12 protein-coding genes are annotated in these 12,815 nt (G+C 51.4%); 2 read left to right on the plus strand and 10 right to left on the minus strand.

Translation table 11 applies throughout. The annotated features are described in order from the left end of the window. The first annotated feature begins 126 nt into the window (after positions 1 to 126). A complete protein-coding gene (locus BM323_RS07990; protein ID WP_175501690.1) occupies positions 127 to 948 on the plus strand; it encodes a putative phage abortive infection protein in 822 nt (273 codons plus the stop codon). Here BM323_RS07990 and BM323_RS07995 read toward each other — a convergent pair. After that, a complete protein-coding gene (locus tag BM323_RS07995) occupies positions 943 to 1,830 on the minus strand; it encodes an integrase domain-containing protein (RefSeq protein ID WP_091003677.1) in 888 nt (295 codons plus the stop codon). The genes BM323_RS07990 and BM323_RS07995 overlap by 6 nt on opposite strands. Before the next feature lie 828 nt (positions 1,831 to 2,658). Here BM323_RS07995 and BM323_RS08000 point away from each other — a divergent pair. Further along, positions 2,659 to 3,024 carry a hypothetical protein gene (locus BM323_RS08000; protein ID WP_091003568.1) on the plus strand — a complete coding sequence of 122 codons (366 nt, stop codon included), beginning with the start codon at positions 2,659 to 2,661 and terminating at the stop codon, positions 3,022 to 3,024. Between the two features lie 156 nt (positions 3,025 to 3,180). On the opposite strand, the gene BM323_RS08005 is transcribed toward BM323_RS08000, so the two are convergent. The 9 genes from BM323_RS08005 to BM323_RS08045 all read right to left on the minus strand — a co-directional run bounded on the left by BM323_RS08005 (position 3,181) and on the right by BM323_RS08045 (position 12,804). Continuing rightward, on the minus strand, positions 3,181 to 4,281 hold the full coding sequence (locus BM323_RS08005) for a hypothetical protein (protein WP_091003571.1): 1,101 nt from the start codon (positions 4,279 to 4,281) through the stop codon (positions 3,181 to 3,183). Positions 4,282 to 4,348: 67 nt separating this feature from the next. Further along, a complete protein-coding gene (locus BM323_RS08010; protein WP_091003574.1) occupies positions 4,349 to 5,866 on the minus strand; it encodes a conjugal transfer protein TraG N-terminal domain-containing protein in 1,518 nt (505 codons plus the stop codon). After that, positions 5,866 to 6,186, minus strand: coding sequence for a hypothetical protein (locus BM323_RS08015; protein ID WP_091003577.1), 321 nt, complete (start codon positions 6,184 to 6,186; stop codon positions 5,866 to 5,868). The genes BM323_RS08010 and BM323_RS08015 overlap by 1 nt, the downstream gene beginning before the upstream one ends. 1 nt (position 6,187) lies before the next feature. Beyond that, positions 6,188 to 7,603: an integrating conjugative element protein gene (locus tag BM323_RS08020; protein ID WP_091003580.1), complete on the minus strand. Its 1,416-nt coding sequence runs from the start codon at positions 7,601 to 7,603 to the stop codon at positions 6,188 to 6,190. Further along, the gene (locus BM323_RS08025) at positions 7,600 to 8,562 is read right to left on the minus strand and encodes a TIGR03756 family integrating conjugative element protein (RefSeq protein WP_091003582.1); all 963 of its coding nucleotides are present in this window, start codon (positions 8,560 to 8,562) and stop codon (positions 7,600 to 7,602) included. Before BM323_RS08025 ends, BM323_RS08020 begins: the two co-directional genes overlap by 4 nt. Beyond that, entirely contained in the window at positions 8,559 to 8,951 is a 393-nt protein-coding gene (locus tag BM323_RS08030) for a TIGR03757 family integrating conjugative element protein (RefSeq protein WP_091003585.1), read from the minus strand. The genes BM323_RS08025 and BM323_RS08030 overlap by 4 nt, the downstream gene beginning before the upstream one ends. 218 nt (positions 8,952 to 9,169) lie before the next feature. Next, positions 9,170 to 9,574, minus strand: coding sequence for a hypothetical protein (locus BM323_RS08035; RefSeq protein ID WP_091003588.1), 405 nt, complete (start codon positions 9,572 to 9,574; stop codon positions 9,170 to 9,172). Positions 9,575 to 9,586: 12 nt separating this feature from the next. Then, positions 9,587 to 12,391: a conjugative transfer ATPase gene (locus BM323_RS08040; RefSeq protein WP_091003591.1), complete on the minus strand. Its 2,805-nt coding sequence runs from the start codon at positions 12,389 to 12,391 to the stop codon at positions 9,587 to 9,589. Beyond that, the gene (locus BM323_RS08045) at positions 12,391 to 12,804 is read right to left on the minus strand and encodes a TIGR03751 family conjugal transfer lipoprotein (protein WP_091003593.1); all 414 of its coding nucleotides are present in this window, start codon (positions 12,802 to 12,804) and stop codon (positions 12,391 to 12,393) included. Before BM323_RS08045 ends, BM323_RS08040 begins: the two co-directional genes overlap by 1 nt. Positions 12,805 to 12,815: the final 11 nt, after the last annotated feature.

A 12,815-nucleotide genomic window follows, 5' to 3' on the forward strand; every position in this document is an offset into this window, starting at 1 on the left:
CCGCTCTAAAGGTGTGCGAGTATCGGGACCGCCAGTTGGCGCTTCTTTCAGGTCCGTGAAGCTGACTACTAAAATAATTAATATATCAATGACAACTGATTGTCAATGTTGAGAGTTGGAGTGATTATGGAAAACAATAAAATTTATATAAAGGAAGTTGAGCGATATTTAAAAGAAATGAAAAGAAGAAAAAGGTTTGTCATATATAGCGCACTTGTCAGTCTGATAGTAATTGGTTATGCAATTTTTCTTGTTTGGAGAACTTGGCCTATTGATTCTTGGTCGATTAGTAACGCTGGGGTTTTTGGTGATAGCTTCGGTGTTTTGACTTGTTTTTTTACAGCTTTTGCTTTTATTGGTGTGTTAATAAACATTGACATGCAAAGAGAAGACATGGCGAGGCAGCAAAGAAACATCGATCACCAGAACTTTGAAAATAATTTTTTTCAGATGTTAAATCACCTAAACGAAATAACAAAAGACCTGACTGTCATTTCATATGAAGAGTCTATTGGCCGCAATACAGAAGCAGTCGGACGTGCTGCCTTTCAAAAAATCTTTAAATCATTAAAGGATGATTTTCAATTCAAACTCCTACATATTGGAGATGATGAATGTAATAGCTCCTTTATTGTAGAAAGATATGAAGAATTTTGGGATAAACATGGATTACATCTTGGCCACTATTTTAGATGGCTTTACCACCTCATGGCTTTCGTAGATAAATCAGAGGCGGAGGATAGAGCATTTTATATAAAGCTAACCTGTGCACAACTATCCAGTCATGAGCTTTTGCTTCTTTATTACAACGCATCATTCATCAGAGGGAAAGGGTTTAAGAATTTCTTAATAAAATATAATATTATGAGCAACACAGAATCTGAAGATTTAGCTTCCATTACTCATAAATTATTAATCCCTAATGTGAAATTCTGGGGAGAGTCATAAGTTATAAATTTTAGCCACGTAATTCCCTCGACCATCTCCATGCCCCAAATCCATTGAAACCATTGCCTCAGCTTCTTTCCTGCTGAGGCCGTTTTTCATATGCCACTCTGTAGCCTCTCGCGAATAGGCATATCTCAGGCTGTGCGGTGCTTCTTTGCCTGTGAGCCCAGCATCCTTAGCCACATTTCGGTAGCGATCGATCGCACTCCTCAGCCCGGCTCTATCAACCAACTTGCCGCCATGTTTTGCCGAATACGTCACTGCTGCATTCAAGCTGCGCACAAGATCATCTCGCCTAACGACCGTTGTATCTCTCGGCCTACCGCCTTTGGTACCGAACACTACACGCAATCGCTCATCCCCGCGCGCCAGCGCCTGCTGCCACGTCTTAAGCGATTTCGCCGACTGCACCGCTTCTTCCGTTCGCAGTCCGAGATAACGCGCAATTTCCATCGCCAACGCGACGCCTTCGTCTTTACTCCGTACTAGTGCGAGCGCCTCGTGAAAGCGCTCGTCCGTTATCGCCGTCTTTGATCCAGCTCGACTGGCACCAGACAGGTTTAGAGTATCGTTACTCAACTTCTCATGCTTCGGATCGGCCAGTTTTGTTCTGCCTGCAGTGGTCAGAATCGCGCGTAGCGCTGCCATCTCATTTTGCAGCGTGCGCTTAGAAATATCATCCGCCAGGCGGCTACGAACATAATTCTCGATGTGGTGCGTCTTAATATGGTTCACGTCCCTGATCTGGATGTTGAGTTTCAGCATCTGCTCGGCCAGCCGTGCTGCTATGCGCGAACGATCGGCAACGGTTTTGAAACTGCCGCCAGATTGTCTGGCCAACGTCACCAGCTGTTTGCTGAACTGCTTGTTTCCTCGCGACATACATCCTCCAAAAAACATCTCCAACCCCGACGGCACGGTTTCAGGTTGCGCTTCCTGCGTCTCAGCGGATATCTGTGCATCGGGGCGGCGAAATGTTGAGTTGTTGCGAGGTCTCCACAGCTCTCAGAGCTGATCGCGGCTAATGCCGGTTCCTGATTACTCAGAACGCCTCCGTCCGTCAGGTTCGCTGACGTCGCCTTGATATCGCGTTGATTTCCTCCTTAGATAAGTTGCCAACGTTCACTGAATGTTGGGACAGTTGATGGTTGTAATAACGAACTACGTGTTGGTCAGACGGTAAGCGTCGTCGCAGAAGGCCGTATTACGTGGTGTTGACGTTTACGCGCTGCGCGCGTCACTTGGTTGTTGCTACGCGCCAACGCAAGTGACGCCGCGCAGCTTCTGCCTGTATTTGCGAGGTTCGTTCGTCGCCAAATGTTCCAAATGGCGGAAACGATCACGCAAACTGGCCGTGCGCAGTAGCTTGTATCGATGAGATTAAGTTGATTGAACCGTAGTGATGTAGTGGAAACCTTGGACGTTTATTTTGCCCGCTACTTGCAAAGGTTGAGTAGCTTTGCCGGTTATCCCGGATGCAGCCGCCATATGGCGTTTCTCACAGGCTGCTGAAACTTTCGCTGATGACCGCCGCTAGGGTGCCCCTTTCAGGTCATGAGGGCTTTGGTAGTTGCGTAAACAACTCATGGCAACGATTCAAACTAGCAATTACGAACCTTAAGGTCAAACTGAGAAAGGGATTATGAGTTGAAAAAATAACCAAAAGAGTCGATGCTTACTGCATATATTTCAAACAAAAATGGAGAGCGCATGAAGGAAAATTCTTACCTCATTGGTATGACAGTAGGTAAAGTAGCTAAATCTACGAGTGATTTTTTTCGCCGTGTCCGTTATCAAATGCTGATTAAAGCTGGCCAATCGAAATTAAAACGATATTTGGCAAATATGTTATTCATTGCCATAATTATAACTCTCATGTTTATAGTGTCTTCCCTTTTTTATTACGTTTTCGGGATTATTGGATCAATAATTTTTCTATTTATCGCAATTGCACTCCCTAGAGGTTGCACTTCTTTTGGCTGCAATGAGGATAATACTTATAATTTTAATGATGGTTATCGAGATGGGCCGGATGGATATGGATATTACGTTGGGGGATACAGAGTCGATAAGTAATAAGTATCTATCATAACCGCCTCCTTAACCATGAGTTAATATGGCATTCTTTAGGGAGCATTTAAGTTATGAGCCCCTCGATACCTAGATGACCCGAAGCACTCATTGTAGGGAATCAATATTAAAAATTTTGGTGTGACTTTGTTGGTCTTTGTGTTATAGGTATTTTTTAATTAACATCAAAGCTTCAAGACTATCCGAAAATATCCCCATAGGTAACGAACTCTTTATGGATATTTCACCGTTATTATTACTAGCATCTTTTTCATTAAGCATTAACACCCCTAATTCCGCTAGGCCAATATCTTTAGTGATAATCGCAACATTATAAGATGATCCTGATTTTTCATGATGTCTTATCAAATTGATCAGCCATTCAAGAGCGCCAAGGTCACTAGCAGTATTGTAAGCATCTTCAGCACTGTAATTTTGAGAGTCTTTTAATACTTTTTTGGCTGTGTTTTTCCTGTCGCCATTTTTACCATCAGACATATTTATTCTTAAAAATGCCAAGATTACGACGATATCACTGTTTTTTAATCCATGTTTTTTTGCTAATTCAAATACTTCATGTGTGGCTTTACTTCTTGTCTTTTCTGTAAATTGCTTATTTAGGCTCGGGGCCACTTCCAGTAAGTAGTTTGCCCTCCTGAGTAAATATGTACTTATATAAGCAGAGGCGTTATGGTAATAATTATTTCCATCCGGATATTCAGCTATTTCAACTTCTGGTAATGCACGGGAAATAACTTCCTTAGCATATTTACACTGGTTATTCATCGTAGCGACCGACGGTATTTTTCTTTCATTTGATTCTAATACCCAAAGTGTAATATCTATTGTCAAATCATCCCGACTCAAGAAAACAGCATCGAAATAGTCTAAATCTCCTTGTATTTTCTTTTCATTTATAAAGTACCGGGATTTTATTTCCGATATTATATTTCTATCAGCTAGAAGAAGAGTTTTTTCCTTCATCAAGCTGCAAGGTATCCAGCCCCCTTTAACCAGAAGAAATGCTTCATGATGTGTGTGGTTGGCAATTGTGAGCTCCAGTTGGAATATCTTTCCAATTTCTTTAGTAATTACGTTGTGTAACTTTACATTAATCCTCCCACTTTCCTTCATATTAATCATGTCATTATAGCTGCTAGGTATAATTTCATATGAAATTAAAGTTAGATCTCCATGTTCCGTATTGTTAATTATGACATTACCATCCGCATTCCTGCCGATGATGATTTCATTTCCTTCCATGTCTAACCTCCATTATTCTCATCGATAAAAAAACAAGTTAATGTCATACATAACATTTAACTAGGTCTTATTTTGTTCTATTTATGCCATTTGAAACGGATTCACCAGCTTTCCCCGCTGCACTTTGCACATTCTTAGCCCCATTTGAAAACATCTCGGCCATCCCGCCAACTCTGATCCCAGCCCATCCAAACGCCGCCATCCACAACGCAGGCAACACAATAAACATCGCCCCCATAACAAAGTTCATAATCAAATCATCAGAGCTATTCTGGAACCCTGCAGTATTCCAGCGGCTATGTGTATCAGAACTATAAAGCGCTTCCATTAACCAGCTGTCGAGCCAGCGCGCCAGTTCCCACCAAAACGTCAGGAAATTAAGCGCAAACACCACAAAACTGACGGTAATAACAGTTTTGAACTCATAGCTGCCGAACGCCAATATCAGCGGCAGCATCACATATATCGCCATTAGCAATAACGCCTGCACCATCGGTAATGCCTGGCGCATCGCATCGAATGCCGGAAACGCTGCCAGACTACCCAATGACATTCCCGCAATACCGCCAATGCGGCTGGCGGAGTTATCCAGCGTGAAATCAGCATTGCCGCCATAACCGGCATAGGTGCGGCCATTCTGCGAAACGGTCAAACTCTCAGGACTCACCAGGCGGCGAACAATACTCTCTTTGTATTCGGTGTTGTCTTTACCCATCATTTTTAGCGCAGCTGACATGCGCAACCACATGCTGGGTGAAGCCTGATCGACTACGCGCGCCTCAAGCCCGGTATCGGCGCTGGACCACCATTCGCGGCAGGTTGGATAGCCGCCGCGCCCTGTGTCCGGTCTGCCGCTGTCGCGGCTTTCGTTCCACGGGAATGATGCGCGCGGTGTCTTCGACTGAAGCTGATCGTAATAACCACTACCGTTCAAAAATGTGCTGCTGCCCAGCCACTCAACATCGCGCAGCGCATCTTCCTCTTTCGTTTGCCCTTGATCCTGTTGCTTCCAAAGGTAGAGCGCCAGCGCATAGCAATCGTTGGTGAAATCCTGCAGCTCGGCGGCGAGCGCCGGATTGCTGATGCGGGTGTGCTGCACTTCGAAACGCAACTGACGCAAGTCTGGGCGGCAGGGAATTGTGGCCACAGCTGCCTGAGTGATGCCTTTGGACAGTTTGTGCATAAGCACCCACCAAATTGGCGCTGCTGCCGTTTGACCGTCCATGCTGCTGATTATTGTCGAATAGCCGCTTTCATCCGGCGCTTTTGGCGTCCAGGTGCCGCAGCTTTTAGAGCGGGATTCATCGTATTGAATGCTGTCGAGGCTGACGTTGATGATGGGCAGGCAGCAAACCAGCATCACAAAAAAAGCGCTATAGAGCGCGTTCTCGATGCGCGGCAGCGACAGCTTACCTTTGTTGCCCTCGTCATCGCCTTCTTCGCGCACCTTGAGCCAGATTCCCACCACTTTAAATACCAGCGGCAGCGCGAACAGACCGGTAGCGATCAGCAGATTCCAGATGCCGTTATTGATGATCCATCCCAGCAGGGTGAGGAAAAATTCCAGATAGCTGTTCGTCGTCATTAGTGGCCTCCCGTTGAGGCATAAAGCACCCATTCCATAATGGCGATATAGATCGCGCCAATACCGCCAATCCGCAGAATGGCGCGCCGCCACACGGGATCTGATTTCTTGCGCTGCCAACATTGGAAGGTGAAGTAAGCCGTCACCGCATAGATGATCAGCCGCCACGTCAGCCAGAGCAGCCATGTTTTCTCAAACCAGCGCATCAGCAGTGCCGGTGCATCCGGCGATTCGCTGGCTGACATAACTGTCGCAATCACTACGCAAAAAATCGCAGCGAACGAAATCATGCACGTGAGAACCTTCAGGAATTTACGCATCTCACTCATCCCCGGATGGCGCGGAAAGCTGGTTGAAGCGTGAATCAGTATTCTCATGCGGCTGGCGCTGCGGATTCGTAGTTGCGCGATTGTTTTCACGGTCGATGATGGTCAGCACGGAGTTGCGCGCCAGTTCACGCTTAAGTTCCATTTCGTTCTTGAGCGCATTGATTTCCCGATCGAGCGACTCCACGCGGCGATCGCCTTCCTGCAGCGCTTCAGGCATTGCGGCTGCATTCGGCTCCGATTGGCCGGTCACAATCATACGGCGCATCAGCAGCGCGGTTTCAACCGTGTCAGCCATTGCCAGTTCACCCGCCAGACGACCAACCAGCGCCGCGTTGTCCGGGTCACGCTGCAGCGCTTTGATCACGCCGCTGGTGATCGCCAGGCTGCCGGTGCGTAGTTTCGCCAGGTTATCGGTGTTGGGCTTCTCCGCGCCATTAACCAGCTTCACCAGTTGCTCGCCATTGATGCGCGTAGCTTCTTCCAGCATCGGCGAAAATCCGGTTCCGGCGACGCTGGCACCAGGTTGCTGATCGATGTCGCCATCGGTGCATTGCGCGGCATCTTTGCAGGTGCGAATCGAGCGATCGCCCAGCACTTTTACCACTGCAGCCGCTGCTTCTTCAGAGCTGGAAAACTTACCGCAGCTGCCGCCTGTGCAGCTGTCGCCGCTGACGCTGCCGGTGCTGTTGACCGGCAGGTTATTCATCATGTTGTAGCCAGCTGCAGAAAGGTCATGCGTTGGGCGAATCGCGCGCTGGCCACGACCGCCGCGCTTTTCACCGCCAACCCAGTTGCTGCCGGATTCGCCCGTCACTTTTTCACCGGCATCGTTCACGCGTATCGCATCCGCATCGCCGCTGTTTACCAGCTTTTTGTATTCATCCATCGCAGCCTGCTGCGTCCATTTACTGGAGTCGGAGAAATCCACCATGCGCTTCGCCATGTTCTGGCAATTGAGCTGCGCTTTATCGAATGCCACATTGGCCTGTAGCACGCCGTTGGTCAGCATTTCATACAGGCCGGGATTAGCGCGCTGGATCACCATCGCGGGCAAGCTGGCCACTGCTCCGGTTGCCCCCTGAACCACATCGCCCATCAGGTTTTTAAAGCCGTTAGTCATGCCATTTAGTTGATTGCCGACAGTGGTTTTCAGGTCGAAGTTGCCGCACTGCAGATCTGAGCTCCAGCCGACATCCAGACCCAGCTTACGCATGTTGCTGCGTGTCGCCGGTTGCGAAATCACTGAACCACCGCCGAGGGTATAAAACAGCTTGTCAGAAACCGCGCCGCTGGCGCTCTTGCCATAACCCATGCTGCTGTCCTGAACCTGCGGCAGCGATACGTCAAACGCTTGGGCGCTTGTTGCGATCAGCAACGCAGACGCCATAAACCAGATGCGCGCGATCATGATTCACCTCCAAAATCGGTGCTGTAAAGGAAGGTCTGGCCGCGTCGTTTGCAACAGCTGTAAGGCTGCCAGAGCGCGAAGGCTTGATTGCCATCGACGGCTGCAGTGAAGTCGCCATCCGGGAATACGGCGCAGGTTTCGCTGAGTTGCGGTGAGAGCCGCTGCCATTTGTGATATTTAAAGCCGGTGTTCTCTTCGACCGGACCGGGCGGCCAGTAGCCGGGAGACGGATTACCTTTAAGGCTCTGATAGACGTGTGGCTGGCCGGTACGAGTAATTATGTCGGCGACCCGCTGCGCCACCACGGCGGCGGCTTTGTCGTCGTCGGTCTGAGTGACGAAGCCCGATCGCGGATAGATGTTGCCCCACATGTTGGCCGTTGCCTGGCTGCCGATTTCGCGCATGCCTGGCTCCAGTGCTTCCGGGTAAAGCGATTCCGGTATGCCGCTACGCCATGCCAGCGTATCAAGCGTGCTGAGTAAGTAGGGATTCAGTGGCGTCGCTGCGCTCTTGCAGGAGTAGCCGGAGATGCTGCCGCCAATCAGCGAAGTAGCCGGATGGCCAATTGCGTCGGCGTATTTGAAGTGCAGATTGGTTTTACGTTTACCCGGCGCTTTGAGCTCCTCATTGCCACCACCGGTTGGCACAACGTACATGCCATTTTCCAGGCCGCCTGCAGTCTGGCTGACGAAAGCCATTTCAATCCACGGATTGGCGCCAGGTTGTGCATACGCTGATACCACGGCCTCAGGAATGAAGTGGGTCACTTTCACCGATGTGCGTACCTTACAGCCAAACGGCGTGCAGAACAGCCAGTAGCAGATACCGCTGATGCGCCAGCTGATACAAGAAGGCGAAACTGCGCTGGCGATTATCTGGGCGCTGGTGATCGCCGCTTCAGTTGCAGGCTGTGCCGCTGCAAAAAGTAACGCAACTCCAGCCAGTTTCGCGCGCGTCATTGATGTCCACCTTGCGTGCGAATGTTGCTGGCAAGATCTACATCAGTAGTGCCATACACCACATCAACGTCATCAAACACGACGGCGGGATACTTCTTGATGCCCAGTTTCCACGCTGCAATTACGCCTCGCCAGGCGTCAATTATCTGCTGCTGTTGCTCGGCGCTCATTCGCTGCAGACCGCTCTTAGCCTCTTTTTCAGCACTGGATGGATCACCGCTGAATTGGCCAAACATCACATCCTGTTGTCGATCAGGTGCATCGAAAAAAATGACGTGAGTATTGGTGTCCGCATTAATGGCAGGATGGTTCGCAGTAGTAAAAACGGTAATCGCAGCAAAGGTAGGCGATGCCAAAAGCATCAGTACAAGCGGAAGCAGCGCTTTCATCAGACTTACTCCACAAAATGAGAGAAGCCATTACGTTGCGCTGGAAAACTGGGAAGCACAGTAAACAACTCTGTGCCGAGGTGCGGAATTAAATGAATCCCCAGCCCAAAGGGGTGCAGAACACTTACCCAGGGGGAGATGTAACCTTTGGACTGGGGACCGGCATACTATGCAAATTTCAGTACCAGTAAACAATTAAATGCAGTCTGATTTGCTCATCACTTTGTATGTTTTGCGGCAAGTTTATGCGCCAGATAAAGTTCGAGATAAAGCAGATCCGCTGCATCCACCACCGTCATGTACCAGCGCGGATGATGATAGTCATCTTCCGTTGGCCAACTCAGATGGCTATTCACTGTAATCAGCAGATCAATTGAGCTGCACAGCTTACCTTTGAAGTGCAGCGCGAGGCAGGAATGGCTGCCGACGCGCTGCGGATGGCTGGTGATTTTTACGGGCGGATTCACGCGCGAACGGATTTCATCGCAAAGCCTGTCGAGCAGCGTTAAATCGCTGGCAAGGATCTCCGGCTCGCCCTGCGGCATAAGAGTGAACAGCACGCGCGCCGCCTGACGTGAAATCGTGGTGGTAATGAGAGGAATGGGATATTTGAGTTCCAGCATAAAGCTCCCGGTTTAGGCGGCGGCTGACTTGAGGCCGCGCGCCGTATCAAGCTGGCGCGCAACGATCACTGCAGCTTCCAGCTCACTGCAGTTATGCAGCTTCATCAGTTTGCGGCGTTCGGCTTTTTCCTCTTTCTCGGTCATGCCAAGAGCGAGGTACAGGCTGGGTGGTACGGCCCGGAACAGCGCTTCGGTTTTCTTCGACAACACCACACCTTCGGTGTAACAGCGCGGCAGCTTGCTGGCGGAAAGTAGCACCGATTTTTGCTCATCGCTCAGCTTCTTGAAGCGTGCGATTTGCTCTACTTCGTCAGGCGGCATCGTCAGGCACAGCCACCATTCGGCCATGTTCAGCATCTTCTCGGCGATGTCCGGGTAATCCGCAAGATTCTGCGTCGCCATCCACAGCCAGGCACCGAGCTTACGCCACATTTTGACCACTTTGGTCATGTACGGAGACAGCAGCGGATTGGTGGTGGTGATATGCGCTTCATCGATAGCAAAGACAATTTCGCGATCCAGATACTGATCACGCTCGGCGATGTTGTTGATGGTGTTAACCAGTGAAACCATCGCCAGTGCCATCTGCGCACCGTAGTTCTCGCGCGCCAGCGTACCCAAATCGATTAACGTGACATCGGCTTCCGGCCACGGCGTGCCGGGACGGTTAAACAGCTCGCCTTCGAATCCGCTGGTGAACATCGACATCGCACCAGCCATCTCATCGGCGCGCGCACGGCGGCGCTCGGTCAGCAGCGGCTGGCCGCTGCTATCCACGCTGTTATCGCGCGCGATAGCAAACAGCGCAGTCTGCAGATCTTCAGCAATCATCTGGCGCGATTCGTCGTAACTGGTCTGCGCCGCCATCATAATGGCTTCACGGATCAGGCCACGGTCAGAGCGTGTTAACCGTTCCTCTTCGCGCTTTTCGCCACCGGTGATCATCATGCGCGCGGCGATTTCCATCTCGCCGAGAATGTCGCGCTGTTCATCGCCATCGTCTACATCGGCGTCCGGGATATCAGCTTCATTGAGCTGCAGCTGCTCCGGTTTGAGGTCGAGCAACTGATGCGCGTCTGCGAACAGCGCCAGGCTGACACCGCAGCCGGGACGAATGCTGATTTTATTCACCGTCAGGCCAAGGCTTTCGCAATAGTCTGCATACAGGCCAAACGAGTTACCGGCTTCAGCAATAAACAGACGTGGGCGATGAATGGCCATCAGCTGGGAAAGCGTCGCACAGAGCGTGGCAGACTTGCCCGCACCGGTTGGTCCGAACAGCAGCATATGCGCATTCTGCGTGCGGTCCTGTTTATTCATCGGGTCGAAGGTCAGCGGTTCACCGCCGCGATTGAAGAAGCTGAAGCCGGGATGACCGCTGCCGGTGGCGCGGCCAGTCACCGGCAGCAAACCAGCCAGATGCTGCACCCACGTCAGGCGCGTGTACCAGTGGCGGCGATCTTTCTGAGGATTGAAGCACATCGGCAGCGCGCGCAGCCAGGTGTTCAGCGGCGATACGTTATATTCCGGTCGAACCGGCTGCAAGCCAGCGGTCAGCAGAACCGCCGACATGTTTTGCTGGCGTCGGTTGAGGTCTGCCAGATCGTTGCCGCGCAGCATGAAAGTCAGCGCGCCGCGATAAAGCTTGTGACGGCGGCCAAGATACTCTTTCACTTCGCGCACATCCTCGCGCACGCGCCCGGATTCGGTGTTTTCACCCACGGCGTTTTTGGCCAGCTTGATGAAGTCGTTTTCCAGCACGTCCTGCGGCTGGGAAACGATGGTCAGTGAAACCACCGTACCTTCGGGCAGCAGATCCATCAGCGCGTTGATATGCTCGCCGCGCGCCATTTCACCGGTCAGCATACCGGGTTCAGGCGGGCGGCGCAGACGCTCAATGGCAATGGCGCGATGTGGCTTATCATCGAACCACCACACGCTGTTTTCTACGTCCGAACGCGGCGGCGTGTACCACAGCGTTTCGGCAAAATCGTTGGTCATCGGCAGTTCACCCGCTTGCACATCATGATGCTTCGCTGCGGCATAAAACGCTTCTTTACTCAGGCCATGCTGCGGATCGGGATTGAACAGGCGCAGCAGCCATTCATGAATCTGCGCGCCAGTCTGGCGCTGGCAGGCAACGCCTGATGCGCCAAGTGATGCCGCCAGCCGGTCGCAAACCTGATTCAGCATGGTGACGGGCGGCAGCGCGTGATCGTCTTTCACACCCTTGGCGGCACCTGGCACCCAGCGATAAATCACCATGCGCGTACGGCGCTGCTGCCCGCGCCACGGCTGGCCAGTGACCAGCGTGTCGCGGAACAAACCCGTTGGAATGGCGATGTCCCGCAAATGACGCTCGGTTTCACCCAGCCAGGCGTTGGTAAATTCCGTGCCGCGCGCCCAGGGTTTTACGTACTCTTTGACTGTGTTCAGATAGGGCGATGGATCGTCTTCATCCTGGCAAAAGAACTGCACCACCCACGGCGAGATGTCGTCTTCTTCCAGGCTGTCCTGCAGCGCATCTTCCACCTGATCGCGGATTTCCTCCAGACGCGCGGCGGTGCGCCCCTCGGATGAAATCGGCGTGATGGTATAAACCGCGCCGACCGAAATGCCATCATCAAGCAGCAGGCATTTATCTTCCGGCAGATATTCAGCCCACGGCAGGTAATCAATGATAGAAGGTTTGGCGTTATACAGCGCCGCTTCATCCTGGACCGTCATTTTGCCAGGGCGCGGCAGTGGCTGCGGCTGACTAATTTCAGGGATATTGCTGGCTTCTGAGGCGGGCTTTTTAAACAGGGAAAACACCATTACAGATCCTCCGTGCGCTCACCCGGCAAGGCGTATTGCACCTGGCTGTAAAACGGAAACACCGTGCTGTAGCCGGGAACCGGCGAGTTGCCACCGGCAAGATGTGGAAACACGTACATCACCATGTCGGGATTCGGCAGGCGCGGGAACTGCTGCGTGATCTCGCTTTCCTGCGTGCGGCTGTATGAATGGTCGAGTTTGTCGGCACGCTGATCTTCCGTTTCACTCAGCGGGCGGCGCAGTGCTTCACGTCCCTGCGCACCGCGCTGAGCCGAACCGCTTGCGCTTTTTCCTTGCCACAGCTCCAGCATGTTGCTGTCGCCTGCTGGCAGCATTTCATCTTTCGACGTGCTGCAGCCTGATATGACTGAAACCAGCGCGGCGAACGCGACCGGCATAAATGCTCTGTTCATTCGCAATCCCC

The sequence above is a fragment of the Pantoea sp. YR525 genome, assembly GCF_900116775.1.
Taxonomy (GTDB): Bacteria; Pseudomonadota; Gammaproteobacteria; order Enterobacterales; family Enterobacteriaceae; genus Pantoea; species Pantoea symbiotica.